The sequence below is a fragment of the Rhizobium sp. ZPR4 genome (assembly GCF_040215725.1).
GTDB lineage: Bacteria > Pseudomonadota > Alphaproteobacteria > Rhizobiales > Rhizobiaceae > Rhizobium > Rhizobium rhizogenes_D.
Genome location: NZ_CP157967.1, coordinates 1953437 through 1980418 on the forward strand (window position 1 = coordinate 1953437; position 26982 = coordinate 1980418).

Sequence of the window (26982 nt, forward strand, 5' to 3'; positions counted from 1 at the left end):
AACCCCAAAGCAGCAAGAAACGGGTGGAGAGCCCGCACTCTTCCGGTTTAGATGCATCGAAAGAGGAGAGATGCCATGAATGGCGAACATCGAATGAGCGCTTCAACCTGGGGCCTGCTGCTGTTGCTGGGGCTGATCTGGGGTGGCTCCTTCTTTTTCGCGCGCATCGCAGTTCACCATGTGCCACCTTTCACGCTCGTCCTGCTGCGTCTGTCCTTGGCGGCGGTGGCGCTGCACATCTACCTTGCCGGTCGCCTTGGCATCTATCAGTCGCTGCGGCAGCATTGGCGGCAATTTCTGCTGCTGGGCTTGATCAACAATGCGATTCCGCATGCGCTGATCTTCTGCGGCCAGACGCAGATGGGCGCCGGGCTTGCATCGATCCTGAACGCGACGACGCCGATGTGGACCGTATTGATCGGCAATCAGCTTACCACCGACGAACGTCTGACATCGGCCAAGCTGATCGGCTGTCTCACCGGCCTGCTCGGAACGGCGGTGTTGCTCGGGCCGAGCATCACCAGCAGCGGCTCGGTTCCCTTTTGGGCGCTGTCATTGCCGATCCTCGCCGCGATCTCCTATGGCTTTGCCGCGATCTATGCCAAGCGCTTCAAGGGCATCGCGCCGCCGGTCGTGGCGGCGGGCCAGCTGACCGGCTCCTCGCTCATCATGCTGCCGCTTGCGCTGCTGATCGACCAGCCTTGGACGCTTGCCGTCCCGCCGGTGACGGCGATTGCCGCCATTCTCGGCTTGGCGCTCTTGTCGACCGCGTTTGCTTACATCCTCTATTTTCGCATCATCGAGCTTGCCGGCGCCACCAACACCTCCCTCGTCACACTGCTGGTGCCGCCAAGCGCGCTATTACTTGGCTTCCTCTTTCTCGGCGAGCGGATAGGGCCTGCCGAAATCGCCGGCATGCTGCTCATCGCCGCAGGTCTGCTCGTTCTCGATGGGCGACTTTTCATGTGGATGAAACGCAGCGTCAGAACGCGGGAAATATGATCTCACGCTCCACTCAGATGGCCCGCAGTCACAACATATTAATATTTATTCACAGCCCGTCATTGAGCTCACAATCGCCTTTTATAAAGCAAATTCAAATCATTGCCACAAAGCCATGAATCACGTCGCGAGCTCGATACCGCGCCGCAGCATCGAATGTTCTTTGCAAGCAACACATTTTCGACATAAAATTTAACGGCTGACTGAGGAGGAAGACATGGGATTAACGCGATCCATCAACGTCCTAGTGGTCGGTGCGGCCTTCGCTTTCGTCGTGACGATGCTTTTCATCTAACGGCTTCGGCGAAATTCGCAGACGACCAAACTCCGAAAAGCTAACAAAACCCCTGTTTCATTAGAAAAGCGCATGTCCCAGCAGGACATGCGCTTTTTATGAGTAAATTGGGCGAAAGTTTTAGGCAGCGGCGCCGGCGCGCGCATCCACCTTGCGCTCAAGACCCAGCCGTTCGAGGACGGCCGAGACGAGCGCCGAACGGTTCATCGTGTAGAGATGAAACTCATGGATGCCACGGCGCATCAGATCCTGGATCTGCTCGGCAGCAACTTCAGCGGCGACCCTGGCACGCTCTTCGGTATTCTCCTCCAGACCGTCGAAACGCTCGTCGAGCCAGGACGGAATAGTCGTGCCACAAGCACCGGCAAAGCGTTTCAGCTGGGTCAGGTTCTGGATCGGCATGATGCCCGGCACGACCGGAATCTTGATGCCAGCCGCGCGAACGCGATCATGATAGCGCTCAAACGCATCATTATCGAAGAAGAACTGGGTCAGCGCCCGATCGGCACCGTTTTCCGCTTTACGCTTCAGCATATCGATATCGGCTGCCGTATCACGGCTTTCCGGATGCTTTTCCGGATAGGCCGACACGGAGATATCGAAATCGCCGCGCTCACGCAAAGCTCCCACCAGTTCAGCAGCATTGGCATAGCCGCCCGGATGCGGCTGATAGGCCGAGCCAACGCCGCCCGGCGGATCGCCGCGCAGGGCGACGAAACGGCGAACGCCCGCAGCCAGGAACTCGTCGATCACCCGATGGGTGTCCTCACGCGTTGCCCCGACGCAGGTCAGATGCGATGCGGTCGTGAACGGCGTCTCATGGATCATCTTGCGCACGGCGGAAAGCGTTGGCGCCTTGGTCGAGCCGCCTGCTCCATACGTGACTGAAACGAACTCAGCGTCCCAATCGCTGAGCTCCTCAACGGTGTTCCACAGCTGCTGCTCGGCCTCTTCCGACTTCGGCGGAAAGAACTCGAAGGAGATGCGGATACCGTCGTTACGGCTTTCTGATCTCGAAGACATGTCAAACTCTCCCGGCAAGAATGGGGGATGACTGGTGGCCCTGGTCGGACGCAATCAGCAATCGCGGGTCGCGCGCCAGCCAGATGGTGACGGTCAGCGCCTGACCGCCTTCCCTCCCCGAATGAAGGTCCTGCACGCGCTCCACATCCAGCCCCGCCAGCTTCAACCAATCCGACATGGTCTGATGCGAGAAGCCGAGACGCAGATGCGCATGCTCGTCACGCAGATATTCAAGCCCGTGCGGTGCGAGATCGATGATGACGAGCCGACCGCCGGGCCGCAGCATTCGCGCAGCCTCGTTGATGGCGATCTCCGGCTGATCGAGGAAATGCAGCACCTGATGGATGGTGATGAGGTCGAAATCCTGCTGTTCGAGCGGCAGGTTGAAAATATCGCCATGGCGCACCGAAGCGCTTGTGATGTTGGCCCGGTCGAGATTGGCGCGCGCAACCGCCAGCATGTCACGGCTGGCATCGATGCCGATGGCGCGGCGGTAATGGCCGGTCAGAAGCTGCAGCATCCGGCCCGTGCCCGTGCCGAGATCGAGAAAGGAGTCGATCGGCTGCGGACCGATCAGATCGATCAACGCCTTGTCGACATCCTCATCGGCGACATGGAGGCGTCGCAGCTCGTCCCATTCGGCGGCATTGCGGCTGAAATAGGCCTGCGCACGTTCGGCACGAACACGCTTCACCGAGGTAAGCCGCTCGCCATCGCGCAGCAGCACTGTATCTTTCTCGGCGGTGTGGCGCAGCAGAGCGCGCGCCAGCGTGACGGCCTTGCCCTCTTGCTTCAAACGGAAATAAGCCCAGGCACCCTCCTGATAACGATCGATCAGGCCGGCTTCGCCGAGCAGTTTCAAATGTCGGGAAATACGCGGCTGCGACTGGCCGAGAATTTCAGTAAGATCGGTGACAGTGAGATCGCCGGCCGCGAGGAGTGCCAGGAGACGCAGCCGCGTCGGCTCGCCGACCGCCTTCAGCACATCCACCACATCATCCAAGCCGAGTTTAACCAGATCCGTCATTCCACACCCAATCAAGATATAAAGATATCTTTATGTGATTTGGGTTCGATCTGCAAGAGCCAATCGCTCGCGACGCTAATTCGACGTCGGAAATCTGTTAGTTTCTGACGAAAACGGAATATCCGATTACGCCGATGGGCAAACAAAAACCCCGGACAAGCCGGGGTCTTCGAAGAGCGAAATCGAGAGCTTAGCGCGTCAGTCGCTTGTGCGCCTGGCTGCCCGGATTGAGGGCATCGGGACCGAGGCGGCGGATCTTGTCCTGCTCGTAATCTTCGAAATTGCCTTCGAACCATTCGACATGGCCTTCGCCTTCAAAGGCTAGGATATGCGTGGCCAGACGGTCGAGGAACATGCGATCGTGGCTGATGATGATGGCGCAGCCGGCGAAGTTTTCGAGCGCGCTTTCCAGAGCCCCCAGCGTTTCCGTATCGAGGTCGTTTGTGGGTTCGTCGAGCAGAAGCACGTTGCCGCCAGCCTTCAGCATCTTGGCCAGATGAACACGGTTGCGCTGACCGCCGGAGAGATTGCCGACCTTCTGCTGCTGGTCGCCACCCTTGAAGTTAAAGGCGCCGCAATAGGCGCGCGAGTTCATGTCGAACTTGCCGAGCTTGATGATTTCGGCGCCGCCGGAGATTTCCTCCCATACGGTTTTATTGCCGTCAAGCGCATCGCGGCTCTGGTCGACATAGCTGAGATGCACCGTCTCGCCGATACGGACCGAGCCGGAATCCGGCTTTTCCTGCCCCGTGATCATCTTGAACAGCGTCGTCTTGCCGGCGCCGTTCGGGCCGATGATGCCGACGATGCCGCCCGGCGGCAGCTTGATCGACAGATCGTTGACCAGCGTGCGGCCTTCGAAGCCCTTGGTGATGCCCTCCATCTCGATTACCACCTGGCCGAGACGCTCGCTGACCGGAATGATGATCTGCGCATCACCGGGACGCTGATTTTCGGCAGCGTCGACCAGCTGTTCGTAAGCGTTGATACGCGCCTTGGACTTGGCCTGACGAGCCTTGGGGCTGGAGGCGATCCATTCCTGTTCGCGGCTGATTGCCTTTTGACGGCCAGCTTCTTCGCGGGCTTCCTGCTGCATGCGCTTAGCCTTGGCCCGCAGATAGGCGGAATAGTTGCCTTCGTAGGGAATGCCACGGCCGCGGTCGAGTTCGAGAATCCAGCCGGTAACATTGTCGAGGAAGTAGCGATCGTGGGTGATCATCATCACAGCGCCCGGATAGTCGCGCAGGTGCTTTTCCAGCCAGGCAATGGTCTCGGCGTCGAGATGGTTGGTCGGTTCGTCGAGCAGCAGCAGGTCCGGCTGCGAGAGAAGCAGGCGGCAGAGCGCGATACGGCGGCGCTCACCACCGGAAAGGCTGGTGACTTCGGCATCGCGCGGCGGGCAGCACAATGCTTCCATCGCCATCTCGACCTGACTTTCCAGATCCCAGAGATTCTGGCTGTCGATGATGTCCTGGAGCTTGGCGCCCTCGTCCGCCGTCTCGTCGGAATAGTTCATCATCAATTCGTTGTAGCGATTGAGGATTTCGGTTTTCTTGGCAACGCCTTCCATGACGTTTTCGAAAACCGTCTTGTTGGGATCGAGCTGAGGCTCCTGCGCCAGGTACCCGATGGTCGCGCCTTCGGCCAGCCAGGCCTCGCCGGTATATTCCTTGTCGAGGCCGGCCATGATGCGCAGCACCGTCGACTTACCCGCGCCGTTCGGACCGAGAATACCAATCTTGGCATCGGGGTAGAAGGAGAGATGGATATTCTCAAGGATCTTCTTGGCGCCATAGGACTTATTCAGTCCGGCCATATGATAAATAAACTGACGTGCCATAGCTTGGGTTACTCCACGGACGGATAACATTGCGAATTGTGCCGCTATGTAGGCGAAACCCGGCCCTCGGGCAACGGCGAAACCTTGTCCGAGGGCATTTATCCGCGTCGCAAAGCCCGGATTAGGCTAGAAACCGGCCGCGTCCACCACGCCGCGGTCGCAGCCGAACGAGGTGCTGCCCGCACTTTGGATCAACTTGGCGAGCCGCGGCTCATTACCCTGCTGTGGATCGATCGCATCTTCCGAGAGACCGATGGTCAGCTCCGAAATCATCCTGACGTTGCCGACCCGGCGGCAGCTCATCTTGATGCGCGCATTGGCGCCTTCGCCGAAGCTCTGGTCGAAGGCTGCCTTGATGCTTTCGGCATCCAGCTCCTTGCCGATATTCTGCGCGAAGAGCTCGCGCACGGCCGATGCATTGAGCTCGGTGATCAGGCCGGCGGCGATGGCGAAATACTGGTCGGCGCTGAGCTTCGTGCAGGTGCCGTGCTTGATCCATTCGTGCCGCTCGAGGCCGGATTGGGTGCCCGGCATCACCTTGTCGAGCTTCGTCTTCACGTCCTGCGACAGCTGCACCGCCGGCAGATCCTTCCAGTCACTGCTGCGATCCGCCTGCTTCAGATCCTCGGAAACATCGCAATATTCCTGCCGCATCGGCCAGAGGCCATGCAGCGAGAAGTTCGTGGCATCATGACTATCCGACGACTGGTTCCGGCATTCCGCCTTCTTCTGGTTCGTCGCACAAAATGCCGGCTCCCAGCTTGCCGCCAGGATAAAGCGTGTCCGCCCGCGGCTATGTTCCTGCGCCATGGCGCCCGTCACGGTGCCGATCGAAAGGATTGCAACCGCAAATACCCGAAGCCAATGCTTCATTCCCTGCCTCCAACTAGAACATTATAGGAACAAATAAGCAGTTTGATCGAGCGGATGCAATCCTCAATCGCAGCGCTCGGAAAGATTTATTTCTGTGAGCTTTACCACCTATCCATTGCAATCGGGCGGATGATAACCTTTCGTCCTACCGGGGAGGACCGAATACATGTTCGCCGAGACACAGCGCCTGAACAGTCCGACGGGCGCGACCCTTGCCTATCATCATTTGCCGGCTGCGACCGATGCTCGCGGTATCCTGCTGATATCACATGGTCTCGCCGAGCATTCCCGCCGCTATGAAGCCTTCGCGGGCGCGATGGCCGCCCAAGGCTTTCATGTCTATGTCCATGACCATCGCGGCCATGGCGAGACCATTGCCCCCGATGCGCCGATCGGGCGCTTTGCCAGAAGAGATGGTGTCGAACAGGTCATCGCCGACGTGCTTGCCATGCGTGAGCTTGCCGCAAGCACCCATCCCGGCCTGCCGATCATCCTGTTCGGTCACTCCATGGGCGGACTGATCAGCCTGAACACCGTCGTCACCCATCCGGACAAGTTCGATGCCGTCACCGTGTGGAACTCCAATTTCAATCCGGGTCTTGCCGGCCGCGCCGCTCAACTCATTCTCAAGACCGAGCGCATGTTCAAGGGATCGGATGTACCGAGCGGACCATTGCCGAAATTGACATTCGGCACCTGGGGCAAATCGATCGCAGATCGCCGTACGGACTTCGACTGGCTCTCCCGCGTCCCGGAACAGGTCGACAAGTATATCGCCGATCCCCTTTGCGGCTTCGATGCCTCCGTCTCGCTCTGGCTTGATCTATTCGAGTTGACCTTCCGCGCACCGCAAAAGACGTATCTTGACCGTCTCCGGCGCAACATGCCCATCCATCTCGTCGGAGGCGGCAAGGACCCGGCAACCGACAATGCGAAAGCGATTTCCTGGCTGGAAAATCATTTGAAAAGTGCTGGCCTCTCTCATATCACCATCGAGATCTATCCGCACACGCGGCACGAGACGCTCAACGACATCGGCGCCGAGCAAGCCATTTCCGACTTTGCCGATTGGTGCAAGAAGGTGACGGCAAACAACTGATTCTCAAGGAAATTCCGCAATGAACACCTCCGGTGGCTCCTCGGTCCGATTGCCGCAATCGGAGCTGACCTTCGGCCTGTTGATGATGTTTCTCTCCGTCGTCCTCTCGCCGATCATCGACATCTTCTCCAAGCTCGCGGCAGCCACGATCCCGCCAGGCGAAGTTACCGCCGCCCGCTTTATCTTCCAGGCTCTCTTCGCGCTGCCGATGATGGCGATGCGCTGGCAATGGGGCGCGTGGACATGGCGGCGCAGTGGCGTTCATGCCATCCGTGCCGCCGTGCTGACGTTGTCCATGGTGTCGTTCGTGACCACGCTGCAGGTGATGGAAGTGGCCGATGCTATCGCCATCTTCTTCGTCGAGCCGATGATGCTCACCATCCTGAGCAGCATCTTCCTGAAGGAAACCATCGGCTGGCGCCGCTACACGGCCTGCGCCGTCGGCTTTTTGGCGCGATGCTGATTATCCAGCCAAGCTTTCAGGAGGTCGGTTTCGTCGCCCTGCTCCCCGTCGTCACCGCGCTTTGCATCGCCGTCTATGTGATGATCACGCGCATCGTATCTCATAGCGAGGATGCCTGGTCGATGCAGTTCCAGACCGCCGTGTGGGGCACCGGCTTCAGCCTGATCCTACTTGCCATCGGCCGGGCGACCGGGGCTGTAGTCCTCGATCCGGTCATGCCGGATCTGACGGCCATGCTCTATCTCTTCGGTGTCGGAGCCACTGCAGCGGCCGCCGGTATCCTGACGGTCTACGCCTACCGCGCCGTGCCTGCCTCGACGCTCGCGCCGCTGCAATATTTCGAGATCGTCTCGGCAACGATCTTCGGCTGGCTCGTCTTCGACAACTTCCCCGACGCGATCAAATGGCTCGGCATCCTCATCATCATGGGCTCGGGGCTCTACATCCTCTGGCGTGAGCGGCGCTTTGCTTCCAGACCCGTATCCGATACATCTGAAACAGCATTCACGCCCTAGAGCCTTTCCGCTTTTCTTCGAATCGCAAAAACGCTCTATCATTTTGTTTCGACGCAATTCCGGACGGAAAACCGCTTCGCACTTTTCCTGGAATTGCTCTAAGCGGCAGAGCGGACAGACATGACAGAACAAAAGACCAAGAAACCTCCGCTTTCCGGTATTCGTGTCATCGAGCTTGCCCGCGTGCTCGCCGGTCCCTGGGCCGGGCAGATGCTCGCCGATCTCGGCGCCGATGTCATCAAGGTGGAAAATCCCGATGGCGGCGACGACACGCGTCAATGGGGACCGCCCTTCGTCGAAGGCAAGGATGGCGAAAATCTCTCCGCCGCCTATTACCATTCCGCCAATCGCGGCAAGCGCTCCATCACCGCCGACCTCAGAACAGAGGAAGGTCAGGAACTGGTGCGCCGGCTGGTGAAGACGGCCGATGTGGTGATCGAGAATTTCAAGCTCGGCGGTCTGGTCAAATACGGGCTGGATTACGAAAGCCTGAAAACGATCAACCCACGTATCGTCTATTGCTCGATTACCGGCTTCGGGCAGACCGGCCCCTATGCCAACCTCGCGGGCTACGACTATATCGTCCAGGGCATGTCCGGCTTCATGTCGATAACAGGTGAGCCGGGTGGCCAGCCAATGAAAGCTGGTGTGGCGATCGCTGACATCTTCACCGGCATCTATGCGGTTTCGGCGATCGAGGCGGCCCTGATCCATGCCCTGAAGACGGGCGAAGGGCAGCTCATCGACATGGCGCTGCTCGACGTTCAATCCGCCGTGCTTGCCAATCAGAACATGAACTATCTGATCTCCGGCAAGTCGCCGGTGCGGCTCGGCAACGCCCATCCCAACATCTCGCCCTATGAAGTCGTGCCGACGGCCGACGGTTATCTCATTCTTGCCGTCGGCAACGACGGACAGTTCCGGCGCCTGTGCGCCATTCTCGGCATGGAAGCCAATGCCGACGACGAACGCTATGCCACCAACAAGGCCCGCGTCGCCCATCGCAACGAGGTGCGCGCTTTTGTCTCCACTGAGACGCTGAAATGGAACAAGGCGGATCTGCTTCGAGCCTGCGAAGCCAATGCCGTCCCGGCCGGCGCTATCAACACGATCGAGGATATGTTCGCCGATCCGCAGATTGTGGCGCGTGGCTTGAGGATCGATCTCGAGGATAATGCCGGCACCGTCATTCCGAGCGTGCGCACGCCAATCGTGCTCTCGGAAACGCCGCTCACCTATACGCGGCCGAGCCCGCGTCTCGGCGAACATCAGGAGGAAGTTCTGGCCGAATTGGCCGAACTGGAGGGAAAGGCAAGCACATGAAACGAACGGGCGGGCAACTCATCGTCGAGGCATTAAAGGCCAATGGCGTGCAGCGCATTTCCTGCGTGCCGGGCGAGAGCTTTCTCGCTGTGCTCGATGCCCTGCATGACAGCGATATCAAGGTGCTCGTCTGTCGCCAGGAAGGCGGCGCGGCCATGATGGCGGACACCTGGGGCCGATTGACCGGCGAGCCGGGCATCTGCATGGTTACCCGTGGTCCCGGCGCCACCAACGCGTCTGCCGGTCTCCACATCGCGCGGCAGGATTCGATCCCGATGATCCTGTTCATCGGCCACGTCCAGCGTGATGCCCGCGAACGCGAAGCCTTTCAGGAAGTGGAATTCCGGCGCGCCTTTACCGAATTCGCCAAATGGGTCGGCGAGATCGATGATGCCGCCCGCATTCCGGAATTCGTCACCCGCGCCTTCGCGGTCGCGACGTCTGGGCGTCCCGGCCCCGTCGTGCTGACCCTGCCTGAGGATATGCTGCGCGATGAGGTCGAAGCGCCGGAAGCGCTGCCTTATGTCCCCGTTGCCGCTCATCCGGGCCGCAACCAGCTTGCAGATCTCCGGAAGCGCCTCGCGACTGCGGAACGGCCGATGGTCATTCTCGGCGGCACGCGCTGGAACGAAGACGCGGTTGCCGGCATCAGGCAGTTCGCAGAGCGTTTCAAGCTACCGGTCGGCTGCTCCTTCCGCCGGCAGATGCTGTTCGACCACCTGCATCCAAACTATGCCGGCGATGTCGGCATCGGCATCAACCCGGCGCTGGCAAAGGAGATCAAGGAAGCGGATCTGCTGATCCTTCTCGGTGGCCGCCTCTCCGAAATGCCGTCCTCCGGCTATACGCTGGTCGATATCCCCTACCCGCGCCAGCAACTCGTCCACATTCATCCCGATCCCTCCGAACTTGGTCGCGTCTACCGGCCAGATCTGGCCATTTGCGCGAGCCCGACTGACTTCGTTGCTGCCCTCGCAGATTTGGCCCCACCGCACGAAGCGCCCTGGGCGGAGCGCACGGAACGCATGCACGCGGTCTACCTTGCCTGGTCGACGACACCGGAAAAGAGCCCCGGCGCGGTACACATGGGCCGCATCATGGATTGGATCGAAGCCAACACCGCTGACGATACGATCTTCACCAACGGCGCCGGCAACTATGCGACCTGGCTGCACCGCTTCCATCGCTTCCGCCGCTTCAACACGCAGTCCGCACCGACATCTGGCTCAATGGGTTACGGCCTGCCGGCAGCGGTCGCCGCGAAACAGCTCTTCCCTGAGCGCGAGGTTATCTGCTTTGCCGGCGACGGTTGTTTCATGATGCATGGGCAGGAATTTGCGACCGCCGTCCAGCATGAACTGCCACTCATAGCCTTGGTTATCAATAATGGTATGTACGGCACCATCCGCATGCATCAGGAGCGGGAATACCCCGGCCGTGTCAGCGCTACGGCGCTCGACAATCCGGATTTTGCGGCTCTTGCCCGTGCCTATGGGGGCCATGGCGAGACCGTGAAGGCAACGGAAGAGTTTGGCCCGGCCTTCGAGCGGGCGCGCGCCAGCGGCAAGCCGACAATCATCGAGATTGCGCTCGATCCGGAAGCGATCACACCCTCCCGCACGCTGACGGAAATTGCCCAAACAAAAAGCCGGTGAGCGCGAGCCCACCGGCCTTTCCAAAACACTGATCGGGCGACTTAGAGCGCCGCCGTCACGATGAACTCAACCTTGTACTTCGGCGCAGCGAGCTTGGCTTCGCTGGTGGCGCGGGCCGGCGTATTGGCCGGATCGACCCAGGCTTCCCAGGCAGCGTTCATTTCGGCGAAGTAGGAAATGTCGGAGAGGTAGATGAGCGTCTGCAGGATCTTCGACTTGTTGGAGCCGGCTGCAGCGAGCAGGCGATCGACTTCAGCCAGCGCCGACTTGCACTGATCGGTGACGCTTTCGCCTTCGCCAACCTGGCCGGCGAGATAAACGGTGTTGCCGTGGATAACTGCGCCGCTCATGCGGGCGCCGACGTCGATACGCTTGATGCTCATGGTCTTCTCCTGATGTTGTTTTCGACGAGTAGACAGGGCAAGGCCCATAGCCTGCCCTGCAATCTAAAGGGCCGAGGAAACAGCCGTTCAGCCGCGAATGTGATGCGTCTTCTGATAAATCGCCGTCGAGCGTGCGCCGGAACGGCAATAGCCGAGCATCGGCCGCGGGAATTCGTCCAGCGCATCGACCATGCCCTGCACAGCCTCTTCGGTCACGCCCATCGGGCCGACGGGCACATGGGTGATCTCCAGGCCGAGTTCCTTGGCACGGGCTTCGATGACACCAAACGGCGTCTGATCCGGGCTCTCGCCATCGGGGCGATGGCAGACGATGGACTTGAAACCCAGGGCCTTGATCTCATCGAGATCGTCTACGGCAATCTGGCCGGAGACCGAGTATTCATCGTCGATCGGGCGGATATCCATGGTTCATGTCCTCTCTAAAACCGTGGCCTTGATCTACGCCGCGACAGGGCGAGCGTCAACCGCGGCACACCCTCAAACGAAGGCAAAGTTGAGCATGAAATTGCGGGCTTCGCCGGGCTGGAGAATATTGAATTCGCCCGCCTCTTCCAGCTCGGCGCGCGAGACCCAACGGTGCGAAACCGGCTCGATGCCCAGCACATGCGCCGGCGCGCGCTGATTGCGCCAGACCTGCAGGAAAGGCAGCGTATCGGTGCCGAAGCGCACCCTCAAAGTCTTGCCGCCGATGGCCGCGATGGGACCAAGGCTGATCTCCGCCCAATCCTCCCCCTTGCCTTGCGTCGGCACGCAGAAGATATCGCCCCCCTCCTCGCCGAAGGTCCAGGGAAAGCCACCATTCTCCAGCATCTGTCCGGCGAGGCGCGTGCCGTTGTCGAACCATTTGCCGCCGATGTTCATGTGGTACATCAGGAAGACCGGCATCGCCTCCGTACTCGTATTGACGATACGGTCGGCAAGCGAGACCTCGCCGGTCGCGCCATCGATCTGCCAAAGACGTTCCAGCCTTGCGGTGCGGCGTTCGGCGGTGATGACATCGATATCGGCGCGGCATTCCGCATTGCCATTCTCGAATTTGGTCCAGAGAATTTTGGCTGGATGAGACGAGAAGGAGCCATGCAGCGGATAGCGCTTGCCCTCATATGCGCCGGACATCGGCTCTGGATGGCGGATATGATCCGGCCCGCAGGTGAAGAGGAAGCCTTCCACGGAATGACTGATACGCGGATCACCATCATCGGGAACGGCACTTCCGGGCGCAAGATTGTTGCCCTCGATGATGCAGGCGCCGATATCCAGAACAGAGCCCTCGTCCAGCGTCAATTTCGGCCCCTTGGCCGCAGAAAAATCCATCATCCCTAAAGTCCTCCCTGATCAGCTCTGCGCGCGAACATTGTCCCAAGGTGGCGCGCGGCTGAAATAAACGGTTATTTGGCTTACCAAATCTTAACTTGAAGCCTTGATCACATAAATTTTTATATTTTATTCAGCATGATAATCTAAATCTCCATACTGGCGTCAAAATTGCCATGTGTGTGTCAGCCGAACGACTATCCCGAGGATTCGACAGACGTGAACCGGTTCGTAAAATTGAGTTTTGCCCTGGCAATGACTGCCACCGTGTCCATGCTTGCGCTCACGGACGCGCAGGCACAATACTACCGTAGCGGCAATGGCAACACGGTTCTCGTCACTCCTGACGGCCGGATCCTCGATCAGTATCCCTATGGCGGTGGATACTCCATGGCGCGCGACGGACGCGGGCGCCGGGTTCTGGTCGATGCCTATGGCAATGTCGTCGCCACGGAGATGAAGGCAAGCACCTATTATCCCCGCGCCCCTGCCCGCGATACCTATGGCAATAATGGCGGCCGCTATGGCGACACGCAGCTTTCCAACAACGGCGACTATCAGGATTATCGTCAGTATCGTACCGACAGCTACGGAAACTACGACGGTGCACCTAACAATGGTTACGATCAGCAGGATCGCGGCGTAGTCACCGGCGGCATTCCGCGTGACGGCGATATCCAGCGCCAGCCGCTCGACAATCAGCCATTGCCAGGCAAGAACCAAGGCCAGACGAACCAGAACGGCAGCGATTACGCATCGATCGATCCGCAGCAGAGCACGCCTGATATCGTCAACAAGCCGGCGGACGAACCCGTCATCACGCTCAAGGGCAAGTCGAAGATGGAGATCACCGCGCTGGAGGTCTTCCTCGCGCGGCAGGGTATTTCGCCTGGTGCGATCGACGGACGCATGGGGGCAAACGTCACCAAGGCGATCTATGCCTATCAGCAGATGACTGGCCAGACGCTCGATCCGAACAATACCGACGCGATTCTCGAACAGCTGCGCATGTCCGGCGGCATGCCGATCGTCAACTATACGATCACGGCAGCCGATGCGGCCGGCCCTTATGTCGCCTCGATCCCCGAGGACTATGCGGCAAAGTCACAAATGCCTTCGCTCGGCTATACCTCGACGACGGAAATGCTGGCGGAACGCTTTCATATGGATGAGAGCTACCTGAAGGCGCTCAACCCCGGCGTCGATTTCACTGTTCCGGGCAGTACGATCAAGGTCGTCAATACCGGCCCCGGCAAGACGGGCACGGTTGCCAAGATCCTGGCGGACAAGGGCCGCAAGCAGGTTTTCGCCTATGACGCCAACGGTACCCTGATTGCGGCCTACCCGGCCAGCATCGGCTCCGCCGACACGCCTTCGCCGTCCGGCACAGTGACTGTCGAGCGCGTCGCCTTCAATCCGGGCTATACCTACAATCCGAAGATCAACTTCCAACAAGCCGGAAACGACAAGGTTCTCAACATTCCGCCAGGCCCGAACGGCCCGGTTGGAACTGTGTGGATGGCCCTGTCGAAGCCAACCTACGGTATTCACGGGACACCCGATCCCTCGCGTATCGGCAAGACCCAGAGCCATGGATGCGTTCGCCTCACCAATTGGGATGCGACCGAACTTGCCAAGATGGTCAAGCCGGGCGTCGTCGTTGAGTTCGTCGACTAAACCGACTTTGAACGACAAGAAGCGCCGCCGGATGAACTGTCCGGCGGCGCTTTCATTTCATGAGGGTTGAAGAGAGGCGGATTGTCGTGCCTCAGACCCAACGGATCGCATAGACCAGAACGACCGAAAACAGCATCGCGCCCAAAAAACCGCCGAGAATGATGTTGGCCGTCACACGAGCGCCAATCTTCAACAGCCGGCCGCATATTCCTGCGACGATGATGAAGCTCAGCGTCCCGATAATGCTGGCAACGATATCCGATATAGATAGTCCTGCTGCCAGCAGGGAAACGATGATGCTGCTGATGATCCAGGCCGATGGGTCCTTTCCAGAAACTGGCACGCGCCAATCGGGCTCCAAGCATGCCACCGCAAGCCGCACCGATCGCACCGGCAATAATGATTGCTATCGGTAGACTATCCGAGACACCAGCCGTTTCCATCGCCCTCTCCCCACGCCGCGCCAGATCATCTTGAAGCTGCTCGCATCGCTGGGTTCCGCAGACCAAAAACAAAACCAAGGCGAGTAGCCCTCAAACGAAAAATGCCACGCGGGATCGCGTGGCATAATCAATATTCAACCGAGAACTGAATCTCAGAAGCAGTCGCGGAACAGAGCCTTGGTGTTTTCCAAGGTCATCGCCACCGGATTGCCGCCGGCGCTTGGATCTTCGATTGCCATGGCGGAGAGCTCGTCAATCCGGTCAGGGGCGATCCCCATGGCCGAGAGGCTTTCCGGTACGCCGAGTTCCGCACGCAACTGCAGCACATAGTCATAGAAGCCGTCAAAACCGCCCGAAATGCCGAGATAGGCTGCGGCACGTGCGATCTTGTCTTCGATGGCCTTGCGGTTGAAACGCAGGACGGCCGGCATGACGACGGCATTGGTCATGCCGTGATGCGTGTTGTAGACGGCGCCAATCGGATGGGAGAGCGCGTGGATGGCGCCAAGGCCCTTCTGGAAAGCGACGGCGCCCATGGCGGCAGCACTCATCATGTTGGCGCGAGCTTCGAGATCGGTTCCTTCGCGATAGGCGCGCGGCAGGAATTCCTTGACGAGCCGCATGCCTTCCAGCGCGATACCGGCCGACATCGGATGATAGAAGGGCGAGGAATAGGCTTCCAGGCAATGGGCAAACGCATCCATGCCCGTACCCGCCGTAATGATCTTCGGCATGCCAACGGTCAGTTCCGGATCGGCGATGACGACGCCGGGCAGGAATTTCGGATGGAAAATGATCTTCTTCACATGCGTCGCGGAATTGGTGATGACGCTGGCACGGCCGACTTCCGAACCGGTGCCTGCCGTCGTCGGCACGGCGACGATCGGCGCGATGCCTTCGACGTTGGCGCGGGTCCACCAGTCACCAATATCTTCGAAATCCCAAACCGGCCGTGTCTGGCCAGCCATGAAGGCGACGCACTTGCCAAGATCCAGGCCTGAACCGCCGCCGAAGGCGACGACGCCATCGTGACCGCCATCCTTGAAGGCCTTCACGCCGGCTTCGAGGTTCTTCTCGTTCGGGTTCGGATCGACATCGGCAAAAAGCGCCCGGCCCAGACCCGCATCTTCCAGGATATCCAGGGCCGTCTTGGTGATCGCCATCGAGGCAAGGCCGCGGTCGGTGACCAGGAGCGGCTTCTTCATGCCCAGGCTCTTGCAGGCGTCCGCCAGTTCCTTGATCCGGCCGCGGCCGAGCTTGAAGGCGTTCGGATAGCTCCAATTGGCTGAGATGTTGCTCATGCTGTTACTTTCTTCAGGTGATAGGATTTCGGGCGCGTCAGATTGTGGAAACCGATGATCGACAGCGAGCCGCCGCGGCCGGTTTCCTTGACGCCGGTCCAGCACAGTGCCGGATCGAGATAGTCGGCGCGGTTCATGAAGACGGTGCCGGTTTCGATCTCGCGGCCGATCCGCGAGGCGCGCTCGACATCCTTCGTCCAGAGCGAAGCCGTCAGGCCGTAGGGGCTGTCATTCATCAGCTCCAGCGCTTGCGCATCGCTCTTCACCTTCATGATACCGACGGCCGGACCGAAAGTCTCCTCGCGCATGAAAGCCATCGAATGATCGACGTTGACGAGGATCTGCGGCGCGAGATAGGCGCCACCGTCGTCGGCCGGGAACAGCTTCGGGTCGACCAGCGCCTTCGCACCCTTGGCAACCACATCGGCGATCTGCTCACGCACCACCTTGGCAAAGCGCTTGTGCGCCATCGGCCCGAGCGACGTCTCGGGGTCAAGCGGATTGCCGAGCTTGTAGTTCGAAACCCAGGCGACGGACTTTTCGACGAAGCTGTCGTAGAGCGATTCATGCACGTAAATGCGCTCGATGCCGCAGCAGCACTGGCCGGAATTGAAGGTGGCGCCATCCATCAGCGTATCGACGGCAGCGTCGAGATCCGCATCTTCCATGACATAGCCCGGGTCCTTGCCGCCAAGCTCGAGCCCGAGGCTGGTGAACGTACCCGCAGCCGCCCGCTCGATCGACCGGCCGCCTTCGACGGAGCCGGTGAAATTGACGAAGTTGAAACTGCCGGCTGCGATCAGCGCCGATGTCGTTTCGTGATCGAGGAAGACATTCTGGAAGACATCGGCGGGAACGCCGGCCTCGACAAAGGCCTGCACGAGCCGCTCGCCGACGAGCAACGTCTGGCTTGCATGTTTGAGAATGACGGCATTGCCGGCCATCAGCGCCGGGGCGACCGTATTGATCGCCGTCATATAAGGATAATTCCAGGGCGCGATGACGAAGACGACGCCATGCGGCTCGCGCTCGATGCGGCGGGCAAAATTGGCGCTGTCCTCGACGACCAAGGGTGCCAGCGCATCAGCGGCGATCGATGCGACGTAGTTGGAGCGCTCGTTGAAGCCGCGATACTCGCCGCCATATTTGATCGGGCGGCCCATCTGCCAGGCAAGCTCCGGCACGACCACATCGGCCATCTCATTAAGCCGGGCGACACCCTTCAGCACGAGCTGGACACGATCTTCCAGCGGGCGGCGTGCCCAATCCTTCTGTGCCTTGCGAGCGCGAGCCACAACTTCCTTGGCGGCATCCAGCGGCAAGGCCGGACGTTCGGCATAAACCTCTCCGTTCACCGGGGAGACGCATGTGATCATGGTCATGATCGAATTCCTGTTTTCCTGGTCATCCAATTGATTGCCGGATGTTGCACAACCTTTGGCCGCCTTCAAAAGGAAACGGCAGGTGTGCTGGCATCTCGGCGCCTCTGCCTGACCCTAGAACGAAAATCGGGCAAGAGGCAGATCGCAAAAGCCTTACGCTCTTTCGAATCCGCGCGCCACTTCCCAATCGGTGATGCGACGATCGTACTCCTCCTGCTCCCATTCGGCAGCGCGGGTATAGTGATCGATGACATCGTCGCCAAAGGCGGCACGCAGCATCTTCGAATTGGTCAGGGCCTCGGTCGCGCCACGCAGGGTGCGCGGAATCTCGCGAACTTCGCGTGCGCCATAGGCGTCGCCGACGAAGGGCGCCTCCAGCTCAAGCTTGTTCTCGATCCCGTCGATGCCGGCAGCGATCAGGGCCGCAAATGCGAGATAAGGATTGAGGTCGGAGCCGCCGACACGGCACTCGATACGGATGCTCTTGGTCTCGGCACCGCACAGGCGATAGCCGGCCGTGCGATTATCCGTGCTCCAGATCGCCTTGGTGGGGGCGAAGGTGCCGGCAACGAAGCGTTTGTAGGAGTTGATATAGGGCGCCAGGAAATAGGTGATCTCGCTGGCATGCGTCAGAAGGCCGGCAACGTAATGCCTCATCATCGGCGTCATGCCGTGTTCTTTTTCCTTGTCGAAGAACAGCGGCGTCTTGCCGTCCGCGCTCCAGAGCGACTGATGGATATGGGATGAACTGCCGGCAGCGCTGTAATTCCACTTGGCCAGGAAGGTAATGGCCTTGCCCTTCGACCAGGCAATCTCCTTGCAGCCGTTCTTGATGATGGCGTGACGGTCCGCCATGGTCAGCGCATCGGCATAGCGGACGTTGATTTCCTCCTGGCCGGCCGAAGCCTCGCCCTTGGAGTTTTCGACGGGGATCTCGGCACCCTGCAGTCCCTTGCGGATCGCCCGCATCACATCTTCTTCCTTCGTGGTCTGGAAGATGTGGTAATCCTCGTTGTAGCCGCTGACGAGATTGAGATTGCGATAGCCGGATTCACGGGCGCTGTCGTAGCTCTGGTCGAACAGGAAGAATTCGAGCTCCGAAGCCATGTAGGCTTTCATCCCCATGGCTTCCAGCCGCTTCACCTGCTTCTTGAGGATGGCGCGCGGCGAATGCGCGACTTCCTCATGAGTATGGTGGTCAAGCACGTCGCAGAGGACGAGCGCCGTGCCTTCCAGCCAGGGGATGCGGCGCAGCGTGGCGAGATCCGGCTTCATCGTATAGTCGCCGTAGCCCTTCTCCCAGCTCGTCGACTTGTAGCCGGAGACGGTTTCCATCTCGATATCCGTCGCCTGCAGGTAGTTGCAGCTATGCGTTTCCTTCCAGGCGCTTTCGATGAAGAATTCCGCCTGGAAGCGCTTGCCCATCAACCGGCCCTGCATGTCGACCTGACATGCCAGAACCGTATCGATGCGCCCTTCGGCCACATCTCGCTTGAGGTCGTCGAACGTATAGCTGCTGCTCATAATTTGGTCCGCCTGAAAGATAGAAGTGGGTCGGCCAGCGGCACGGCCGGATGTATCACCGGAGCCGCTCGTCAAGTTGGATGGGGCCGCGGCCGCGGCCCCTGCCGGATTGATGATGGATGAGGATCACACCTCGCCGACAGCTCGTTCGGCGGCGGCGATATCGGCCTGACGCTTGGCAATCATGTCCCCGATCGGTGGCCCCTGGAAACGGCGCTTTTCAAAGGCAAACCAGATGATTGCGGTCAGTACCAGGAAGCCGATTGTGATGTAGAGCGCCCATTCATTCGGCGGCTGCACGCCGATGATGAAAATGATCGCCATAGCAATGATCACCAGAACCGAGACCAGCTTATAGGTGCCGATACCCATGTTCCACGGCCCCATCTTCGGCCATTTCGCGGTTCCGATCGCCTTGATGCCGAGGACGATCGGCACGGTGAAGGAGAGGAACAGGAAGATGACGGTGCACGACACGACGATGGTGTAGGCCGAAGAGCCGGCGATCGTGACGAGCGAAGCGCCCCAGACGAACAGGACCGCAAGAATCGCGGCCGTCCAGATGGCGACGGAAGGCGTGCGGAACCTCGGGCTGACGCTGGCAAGCGACTTCGAGAATGGCAGGCCGCCGTCACGCGAGAAGGCATAGATCATGCGCGATGCGGATGTCACGGTCGCAAGGCCGCACAGCAGCTGCGAGATGAAGATCGCAACATAGAGGATGTTGGCGACGACGGGGTTGGTGATGCTGTTGATCGTCCAGAAGAAGACGTTCCAGCCCTGCTTCGATGCCTCGTTCATGTCCGGGATCGCCAGGAGGAAGGCCAGCAGCATGATGTAGCCGAACAACGACGACCACCAGACCGAGGAGACCATGCCTCGCGGTACGGAGCTGGAGGCCTTTACGGTCTCTTCGGACGTATGCGCAGAGGCGTCATAACCCGTGATCGTGTAGATCGGCAACAACAGACCAAGGGCGAAGACGTACCAGATATTGTCCATCTTCGGCCAAACGGAAGCATCACCTTCCGGCGTGCCGGAATAGTTGGTGAAGGTCCAGATGCGGCTGATGTCCCAGCTCTTCACGCCGATCAGGCAGACGATGGTCAGCGCGATCGCGGCAGCGAAGATCAGGTAGCCGGACATGTCGGTCAGTTTTGCCGTGAGCCTGATGCCGAAGTGATTGATCAAGGCTTGCAGGCCGGTGATGATGGCGACGAAAATGATCTGGTTGGCAAAACCGGCCGAAGTGTTGGTATCGACGGCGATGCCGAACCAGGGGGCGATGGAGCCGCTGAAGAAGCCCCAGGTACCCACATTGATCGCGCCAAGCACGGTGATCAGGCCAAGAAGATTGAGCCAAGCCGTCAGCCAGCCGGTGAAGCGGTTACCGAGGATCGAACCCCAGTGATAGAGGCCACCGGCGGTGGGATAGGCCGAGGAAATCTGCGCCATCGAGAGCGCGAAAACACCCGAAATCAGGCAGCCAAGCGGCCACCCGATACCGATTGCGGCACCGCCTGCACCCGACGTTGCCTGTGCGAGCGAGTTGATACCGCCTGATAGAATGCAGATGATGGAGAAGGAAATGGCGAAATTCGAGAATGAACTCATGCGCCGTTCCAGCTCCTGGGCATAGCCCATGGAGTGCAGAATATGAATATCCTGCTTTTTGTCTAACTCTGAATAATCAGACATGCCATTCCCCCTAAAGCCCGGTCGTCCGCGGGATTGCGGAGAACCATGTGTCACATTGACCGCTGGCGTTTTGCCATGCGGCCCGATCGCAGTTGAACTGCTCCCCGGGGTCTTTTTCTTTTATGCTCAGGCTTCCAGACTGCTCTGGAGAAGCCCCGTCAGATAATCGGCCATGACCCCTTGGCCGACGTCATCTCGAATGAGGTCGTTGCGGACCTCGATCATTACGTTATGCAGACCATTGGCGAGCCCATGCAGCTTCAACGTATGGGTCACACCATCTTCAGGTCCGTAAGGCTGGTTGCGCTCTGTCTGATAGAGCGGCGCCTCAGCCGAGGCATCCAGCATGCGATCGGCCAGCCAACGGTCTTCGTCATGCAGAATGCCAAGCTCCACTGCCCGTGGTTTGCCATTATAGACCGGCGTGAAACTGTGGATTGTCACGATCACGGTTTTTTGTCCGCGCGCCGCCCGCTCCTTCAAGAGCGCCCGAATGCGATCGTGAAACGGAATGTAGAGCCCTTCCGTACGCGCCTGCCTATCCGCCTCGCCCAGATGCTGATTGCCGGGGATTGTATAGATCTCGCTCGTCTCCGGCATGGCACCAGCGCTTTCCGGCGGCCGGTTGCAATCATAAATCAGCCGGGAGAAGCGCTGAAAAACCAAGGTGGCATTCAAGCCGGCGGAAATTCCTCTTGCAACCGCGAGTGCGCCCGGATCCCAGGCGATATGGCTGGAAAGCGCCTCGACGGAAAGCCCAAGATCGCCGAACCGCTCCGGAAGCGCGAAAGAGGCATGCTCGCAGACGAGCAGGACCGCACTGCTTCCGTCCGGTCTTTCGACCGCAACACAATCGCCGTCCGCCTTCGTCAAAATGCCTTGCTGCGCAAGCATCGGAGACGCCCCATTGCCGATTAATAAAATGTTTATAAGAAAAGAATTCTTCAGGTTTTCGTCGCTGTCAACTGGAAACTGAAATTATTTCTTCATTTGTGACATTGACTCGAAATGTGACAGCGTTGTTATATCCTGAGAGGAAAGCGGCATCAGACCGTCCCGGGGAGCAAAAATCGAGTGAACAATGCGTCGAAGACAGTTTCGGACGTGATCAACGCGCGCTTTGACACGCTGACGCGCGCCGAAAAGCAGCTCGCCAAGAGCCTGCTCGACAACTATCCCGTTTCCGGGCTGGGCAGCATTACCACCGTTGCAGAGAATGCGCGGGTTTCGACACCGACGGTCGCGCGCATGGTGCAGAAGCTCGGATACAAAGGCTATCCGGACTTCCAGGCCCATCTTCATCAAGAGGTCGAGGCAACGATCTCCAACCCGCTGACGAAGCACGATCGCTGGGCGTCTAATGCGCCAGGCACGCATATCCTCAATCGTTTCGCCGACGCTATCATGGGCAACCTGCGACAGACCCTGTCGGATATCGATGTGGCGACGTTCGACGGCGTTGCGGCACTGCTGTCGGAGAGGAAACGCGGCCTCTATTTCGTGGGGGGGCGCATTACGGGGGCGCTTGCCGAGTATTTCTTCACCCATATGCAGGTCATCCGACCCAACACGACGCTGCTTTCTTCCAATTCAAGCACCTGGCCGCAATATGTCCTGAACATGAATCCGGGCGATCTGCTCGTCATATTCGACATCAGGCGTTACGAGCAGGAAATGGTCAATCTGGCCGCCGCCGCCCGCCGCCGCGGCGCCGAAATCATCGTCTTCACCGACCAGTGGGCAACGCCTGCCGCCAAGCATGCGAAATACACGTTTCGCGTGCAGATCGAGGCGCCGTCCGCTTGGGATTCGTCGGTTGTCACTCTCTTTATCGTCGAAGCCCTAATCGAAGCCGTGCAAAGCTCGACATGGGACGAGACAAGCGAGCGCATGAAGACACTGGAAGGTCTTTTCGAACAAACAAAGTTGTTTCGCAAGCTAAGCTGAAGGGGAATGAAAACACAAAATAACGGTTCGTGGAGCAGCGTGAAATACAGCGACTGTCATACTTGTCGATTAGAAGCAAAAATCGACTGCGTTTTCAGCAAACGCAACGCTTTGAAGTCGTCACACAACCTTCATGTAACGTCATTAACAGCAACGCCAGACACTGAAAACCCAAAAGGAGGAAATGCAGTGATCTCGAAAATTCATCGTCTTCTGACAATCTCCACCGCGATGCTCGTCGCTTCGACGGCTATTGCGGCCGCAGAACCGAGCGCCGATCTCATCGCTGCCGCCAAGAAGGAAGGCACGCTGACCACCATCGCCCTGCCCCACAACTGGTGCGGTTATGGTGACCTGATCGCTGCATTCAAGGCGAAGTACGGTATCGAAGTCAACGAACTGAACCCGGATGCCGGCTCGGGCGATGAAGTCGAAGCAATCCGCGCCAACAAGGGCAATACCGGCCCGCAGGCTCCGGACGTGATCGACGTTGGTCTCTCTTTCGGCCCGACCGCCAAGAAGGAAGGCCTGCTGCAGCCTTACAAGGTTTCCACCTGGGATTCCATTCCGGACAGCGCCAAGGATTCCGAAGGCTACTGGTACGGCGACTACTACGGCGTTCTCTCCTTCGTCACCAACAAGGACGTCGTAAAGAACCCGCCGAAGGACTGGGCTGACCTCCTGAAGCCGGAATATGCCAACACTGTTTCGCTCGCAGGTGACCCGCGCACCTCGAACCAGGCCGTTCAGGCCGTCTACGCCGCCGGCCTCGCTGCCGGCGAGAAGGACGCCACCAAGGTCGGTGAAGCCGGTCTCGGCTACTTCGCCAAGCTGAACAAGGCAGGCAATTTCGTTCCGGTCATCGGCAAGTCCGCTTCGCTCGCACAGGGCGCTACCCCGATCGTCGTCGCATGGGACTACAACGGTCTTTCCTGGCGCGACAGCCTGAACGGCAACCCGCCGGTTGACGTCACCGTTCCGGCTTCGGGCGTTATCGCAGGCGTTTACGTCCAGGCGATCTCGGCCTTCGCTCCGCATCCGAACGCTGCAAAGCTCTGGATGGAGTTCCTCTATTCCGACGAAGGCCAGATCGGCTGGCTGAAGGGCTATTGCCACCCGATCCGCTTCAACGACCTGGCGAAGAACAAGAAGGTCCCGCAGGAACTTCTCGACAAGCTGCCGCCGGCCGCTGCCTACGAAAAGGCCGTATTCCCGACGCTCGACGAGCAGGATGCAGGCAAGGCCGCCATCACCACCAAGTGGGATTCCGTCGTCGGTTCGAACGTACAGTAATCAAACCTGACACGACCTCCCCGCTCAAGCGGGGAGGTTTTCCGTTTTTTTGACGCCGCGGATTGGGCCAATCATGAGCACCGTGACAACATCAACGATCAGCAGTCCCCCCCTGATCAACAAACGCGTGGTTGTCGACTGGCTGGGCATAGCGCCCTTCCTGATCTTCGCGCTGCTGTTTCTGATTCTCCCGACGATCTACCTGATCGCCGGCGCCTTTCTGACGCCCGACGGCAGCCTGACGCTGAAGAACATCGGCGATCTGTTCACCAAGTCGATCTGGGATTCCTACTGGATCAGCATCAAGGTGTCGGTCACGTCTTCGCTCGGCGGCGCCCTGATCGGCTTCTACCTTGCCTGGGCCTTGGTCATGGGCGGCTTGCCGGGCTGGGTGCGCCACACGTTTCTCACCTTTTCCGGCGTTGCCTCCAACTTTGCCGGCGTGCCCCTGGCATTCGCGTTCATCGCCACGATCGGCCGCCTCGGCCTCGTCACCGTGTTGATGAGAGACTGGTTGGGCTTCAACCTCTATGCGACGGGCTTCAATCTCTACAGCTTCATTGGCCTGACCGTCACCTACATGTACTTCCAGATTCCGCTGATGGTGCTGATCATCACGCCCGCCCTGGACGGCATGAAGAAGGAATGGCGCGAAGCCGCCTCCATCCTCGGAGCCACCAACTGGCAATATTGGCTGATGGTGGCGCTGCCCATCCTCTGGCCGAGCCTGCTTGGCACGACACTGCTGCTGTTTGCCAACGCTTTCGGCGCCATCGCAACGGCCATCGCGCTGACGGGCAGCTCGCTGAACATCATCCCGATCCAGCTCTATGCACAGATCCGCGGCGACGTCCTGCATAACGCCAATCTCGGCTATGCGATGGCTCTCGGCATGATCGTCATAACAGGCATTTCCAACGTCATTTACATCATCATGCGCATGCGCGCAGAACGGTGGCAGAAATGAAGCTGCAGAAATTCTTCGCCTGGATCGCGGTCGTCATCGGCGCCATCTATTTCATCGTCCCGCTCATCGGCACGCTGGAATTCTCGCTGCGCATGCGCCGCGACGCCTATAGTTTCGACGCCTACGCTTCGGTCTTTTCCGACTCGCACTTTCTCTATGCGTTCGGCTATTCCATGCTCATGGCCGTGCTGACCATCATCGTCGGCATGTTGCTCGTGGTTCCCACGGCCTATTGGGTCCGGCTTCGTTTGCCGCAGCTACGCCCGATCGTCGAATTCATCACCCTGATGCCGCTGGTCATCCCGGCAATCGTCATCGTCTTCGGCTATTTGCGTCTCTATAATTCGTCCTCGATCCTGCCTCTGACGGGCTTCGAGCAGACCACGAATTTCCTACTGGTCTGCTCCTATATTGTCTTGTCGCTCCCCTATATGTATCGTTCGGTCGATACGGCGATGCGCACGATCGACGTCGGCACCCTGACGGAAGCGGCGGAAAGCCTTGGCGCGAAGTGGACGACCATCATGTTCCGCTGCATCTTCCCCAATGTCATGAGTGGCGTTCTCTCCGGCGCGTTCATCACACTGGCGATCGTCATGGGCGAATTCACGATGGCATCGTTGCTTAATCGGCCGGCTTTCGGCCCCTACATGCAGCTCGTCGGCGCCAACCAGGCCTATCAGTCCTCGGCACTGGCCATCATCGCGCTTGCAGTGACCTGGCTCAGCATGGGCTTCCTGCAGCTCGTTTCCCGCTTCTCCAAATTGGCTCCGATTAAGGCGTAAGGCTCCTCACCATGGCTTTTCTCGAACTCACCCACATCAAGAAGTCCTTCGGCGATATCCACGTCGTTCACGATTTCAATATGAACATCGAGAAGGGAGAATTCATCTCCTTCCTCGGACCTTCGGGTTGCGGCAAGACGACCGTGCTGCGCATGATCGCCGGTTTCGAAACACCGACCGCCGGCACCCTGTCGATCAACGGCAAGGATCAGCGGGCGTTAAAACCGAACCAGCGCAATATCGGCATGGTGTTCCAGGCTTACGCGCTGTTCCCGAACATGACGGTGCACGACAACGTCGCTTTCGGCCTCAAGGTCGCCGGGATGGCGAAGCCCGACATCGACAAGCGCGTCAAGGAAATGCTTGCTCTCATCAAGCTCGATCACCTCGCCGGCCGCTATCCCTATCAGATGTCCGGCGGCCAGCAGCAGCGCGTGGCGCTCGCCCGCGCCATCGCGGTCAAGCCGCAGGTCCTCCTGCTCGACGAGCCGCTCTCGGCCCTCGACGCCAAGATCCGTGTATCACTGCGCGAGGAAATCCGCGCCATCCAGCAGCAGCTGGGCATCACCACAGTTTTCGTGACGCACGATCAGGAAGAAGCTCTGTCGATCTCCGATCGCATCGTCGTCATGAATGCCGGCCGCGCCGACCAGATCGGCACGCCGTTCGAGATCTATAACACGCCGGCAACGCGCTTCGTCGCCTCCTTCGTCGGTACGCTGAACCTGATCGAGGGCAAGGTCGTCGATCCCGACAGCAACCGGATCATGATCGGTGATCAGGGCGTGACCCTGAAGCAGTCGGTCACGGCCTACAAGCCGGGCGATACCGTATCGCTCGCCCTGCGTCCGGAAGCCGGCTCACTGGCGGAATCGGCCAAGGGCGACACGGCGCTGACGGGCGAGGTTTCCTCGGCACACTTCCTGGGCTCCGTCATCCGCACTCGTATGAACGTCGCTGGCAACACGATTTCCTTCGACATGTTCAACAGCCCCGGCATGATGCCTCCGAGCGTTGGCGAGAAGGTGACGCTGCGCTTCGCCTCCTCCGACCTGCTGGTCATCCAGGATTGAGAAGCCGCCTCGCCTCATAGGGCTAGTTTGAAAAATTATTTGCAAACGCCGGGTCAAAA

The 26982-nt window shown here is 59.4% G+C and carries 23 protein-coding genes and 1 pseudogene; 11 read left to right on the forward strand and 13 right to left on the reverse strand.

The genetic code is table 11. The annotated features are described in order from the left end of the window. The first annotated feature begins 75 nt into the window (after window positions 1–75). Window positions 76–1002 carry a DMT family transporter gene (locus ABOK31_RS09610; protein WP_349958759.1) on the forward strand — a complete coding sequence of 309 codons (927 nt, stop codon included), beginning with the start codon at window positions 76–78 and terminating at the stop codon, window positions 1000–1002. A 415-nt stretch (window positions 1003–1417) separates the two neighbouring features. On the opposite strand, the gene metF is transcribed toward ABOK31_RS09610, so the two are convergent. The 4 genes from metF to ABOK31_RS09630 all read right to left on the reverse strand — a co-directional run bounded on the left by metF (window position 1418) and on the right by ABOK31_RS09630 (window position 5997). Continuing rightward, complete coding sequence (gene metF, locus ABOK31_RS09615; RefSeq protein WP_174180005.1) at window positions 1418–2320, reverse strand: methylenetetrahydrofolate reductase [NAD(P)H]; 903 nt, start codon at window positions 2318–2320, stop codon at window positions 1418–1420. A 1-nt stretch (window position 2321) separates the two neighbouring features. Then, window positions 2322–3347, reverse strand: coding sequence for a metalloregulator ArsR/SmtB family transcription factor (locus ABOK31_RS09620; protein WP_174180007.1), 1026 nt, complete (start codon window positions 3345–3347; stop codon window positions 2322–2324). Window positions 3348–3537: 190 nt separating this feature from the next. Further along, the gene (ettA, locus tag ABOK31_RS09625; protein ID WP_174180009.1) at window positions 3538–5187 is read right to left on the reverse strand and encodes an energy-dependent translational throttle protein EttA; all 1650 of its coding nucleotides are present in this window, start codon (window positions 5185–5187) and stop codon (window positions 3538–3540) included. A gap of 126 nt (window positions 5188–5313) precedes the next feature. Next, entirely contained in the window at window positions 5314–5997 is a 684-nt protein-coding gene (locus ABOK31_RS09630; RefSeq protein WP_349958907.1) for a ribonuclease, read from the reverse strand. A 229-nt stretch (window positions 5998–6226) separates the two neighbouring features. Between ABOK31_RS09630 and ABOK31_RS09635 the strand changes: the two genes are divergently transcribed. From ABOK31_RS09635 to ABOK31_RS09650, 4 genes and pseudogenes are all read left to right on the forward strand, one after another. Continuing rightward, window positions 6227–7159, forward strand: a complete 933-nt coding sequence (locus tag ABOK31_RS09635) for an alpha/beta hydrolase (RefSeq protein WP_349958760.1) — start codon at window positions 6227–6229, stop codon at window positions 7157–7159. A gap of 19 nt (window positions 7160–7178) precedes the next feature. Continuing rightward, window positions 7179–8137, forward strand: a pseudogene (locus ABOK31_RS09640) (DMT family transporter). Between the two features lie 120 nt (window positions 8138–8257). Further along, the gene (locus ABOK31_RS09645; RefSeq protein ID WP_349958761.1) at window positions 8258–9460 is read left to right on the forward strand and encodes a CaiB/BaiF CoA-transferase family protein; all 1203 of its coding nucleotides are present in this window, start codon (window positions 8258–8260) and stop codon (window positions 9458–9460) included. Next, window positions 9457–11115, forward strand: a complete 1659-nt coding sequence (locus ABOK31_RS09650) for a thiamine pyrophosphate-binding protein (protein ID WP_349958762.1) — start codon at window positions 9457–9459, stop codon at window positions 11113–11115. Before ABOK31_RS09645 ends, ABOK31_RS09650 begins: the two co-directional genes overlap by 4 nt. Before the next feature lie 41 nt (window positions 11116–11156). On the opposite strand, the gene ABOK31_RS09655 is transcribed toward ABOK31_RS09650, so the two are convergent. The 3 genes from ABOK31_RS09655 to ABOK31_RS09665 all read right to left on the reverse strand — a co-directional run bounded on the left by ABOK31_RS09655 (window position 11157) and on the right by ABOK31_RS09665 (window position 12836). After that, window positions 11157–11498, reverse strand: a complete 342-nt coding sequence (locus tag ABOK31_RS09655) for a RidA family protein (protein WP_015340385.1) — start codon at window positions 11496–11498, stop codon at window positions 11157–11159. Between the two features lie 87 nt (window positions 11499–11585). Continuing rightward, window positions 11586–11924 (reverse strand): TIGR01244 family sulfur transferase, encoded by a 339-nt coding sequence (locus tag ABOK31_RS09660; protein ID WP_047633726.1) that lies wholly within the window; start codon window positions 11922–11924, stop codon window positions 11586–11588. Window positions 11925–11996: 72 nt separating this feature from the next. Next, window positions 11997–12836 carry a DUF4432 family protein gene (locus ABOK31_RS09665; protein WP_349958764.1) on the reverse strand — a complete coding sequence of 280 codons (840 nt, stop codon included), beginning with the start codon at window positions 12834–12836 and terminating at the stop codon, window positions 11997–11999. A 216-nt stretch (window positions 12837–13052) separates the two neighbouring features. On the opposite strand from ABOK31_RS09665, the gene ABOK31_RS09670 reads away from it, so the two are divergent. Then, entirely contained in the window at window positions 13053–14510 is a 1458-nt protein-coding gene (locus ABOK31_RS09670) for a L,D-transpeptidase (protein WP_349958765.1), read from the forward strand. A 91-nt stretch (window positions 14511–14601) separates the two neighbouring features. On the opposite strand, the gene ABOK31_RS09675 is transcribed toward ABOK31_RS09670, so the two are convergent. The 6 genes from ABOK31_RS09675 to ABOK31_RS09700 all read right to left on the reverse strand — a co-directional run bounded on the left by ABOK31_RS09675 (window position 14602) and on the right by ABOK31_RS09700 (window position 21752). Beyond that, entirely contained in the window at window positions 14602–14853 is a 252-nt protein-coding gene (locus ABOK31_RS09675; protein WP_349958766.1) for a hypothetical protein, read from the reverse strand. 252 nt (window positions 14854–15105) lie between these two features. Continuing rightward, window positions 15106–16254, reverse strand: coding sequence for an iron-containing alcohol dehydrogenase (locus ABOK31_RS09680; protein WP_349958767.1), 1149 nt, complete (start codon window positions 16252–16254; stop codon window positions 15106–15108). Then, entirely contained in the window at window positions 16251–17636 is a 1386-nt protein-coding gene (locus tag ABOK31_RS09685; protein WP_349958769.1) for an aldehyde dehydrogenase family protein, read from the reverse strand. The genes ABOK31_RS09680 and ABOK31_RS09685 overlap by 4 nt, the downstream gene beginning before the upstream one ends. Window positions 17637–17789: 153 nt before the next feature. Beyond that, window positions 17790–19160, reverse strand: a complete 1371-nt coding sequence (locus ABOK31_RS09690; RefSeq protein ID WP_349958770.1) for a glutamine synthetase family protein — start codon at window positions 19158–19160, stop codon at window positions 17790–17792. A gap of 126 nt (window positions 19161–19286) precedes the next feature. Further along, the gene (locus ABOK31_RS09695; protein WP_174180034.1) at window positions 19287–20858 is read right to left on the reverse strand and encodes an amino acid permease; all 1572 of its coding nucleotides are present in this window, start codon (window positions 20856–20858) and stop codon (window positions 19287–19289) included. A 126-nt stretch (window positions 20859–20984) separates the two neighbouring features. After that, window positions 20985–21752: an N-formylglutamate amidohydrolase gene (locus tag ABOK31_RS09700; protein ID WP_349958772.1), complete on the reverse strand. Its 768-nt coding sequence runs from the start codon at window positions 21750–21752 to the stop codon at window positions 20985–20987. A gap of 180 nt (window positions 21753–21932) precedes the next feature. On the opposite strand from ABOK31_RS09700, the gene ABOK31_RS09705 reads away from it, so the two are divergent. The 5 genes from ABOK31_RS09705 (at window position 21933) to ABOK31_RS09725 (ending at window position 26923) form a co-directional block, all read left to right on the forward strand. Beyond that, a complete protein-coding gene (locus ABOK31_RS09705) occupies window positions 21933–22805 on the forward strand; it encodes a MurR/RpiR family transcriptional regulator (RefSeq protein ID WP_095435308.1) in 873 nt (290 codons plus the stop codon). A gap of 189 nt (window positions 22806–22994) precedes the next feature. Beyond that, on the forward strand, window positions 22995–24098 hold the full coding sequence (locus ABOK31_RS09710) for an extracellular solute-binding protein (RefSeq protein WP_174180038.1): 1104 nt from the start codon (window positions 22995–22997) through the stop codon (window positions 24096–24098). Window positions 24099–24171: 73 nt separating this feature from the next. Further along, the gene (locus ABOK31_RS09715) at window positions 24172–25065 is read left to right on the forward strand and encodes an ABC transporter permease subunit (protein WP_349958775.1); all 894 of its coding nucleotides are present in this window, start codon (window positions 24172–24174) and stop codon (window positions 25063–25065) included. Then, window positions 25062–25850 carry an ABC transporter permease gene (locus tag ABOK31_RS09720; protein ID WP_174180042.1) on the forward strand — a complete coding sequence of 263 codons (789 nt, stop codon included), beginning with the start codon at window positions 25062–25064 and terminating at the stop codon, window positions 25848–25850. The genes ABOK31_RS09715 and ABOK31_RS09720 overlap by 4 nt, the downstream gene beginning before the upstream one ends. Window positions 25851–25861: 11 nt before the next feature. Next, the gene (locus ABOK31_RS09725; RefSeq protein WP_174180044.1) at window positions 25862–26923 is read left to right on the forward strand and encodes an ABC transporter ATP-binding protein; all 1062 of its coding nucleotides are present in this window, start codon (window positions 25862–25864) and stop codon (window positions 26921–26923) included. Window positions 26924–26982: the final 59 nt, after the last annotated feature.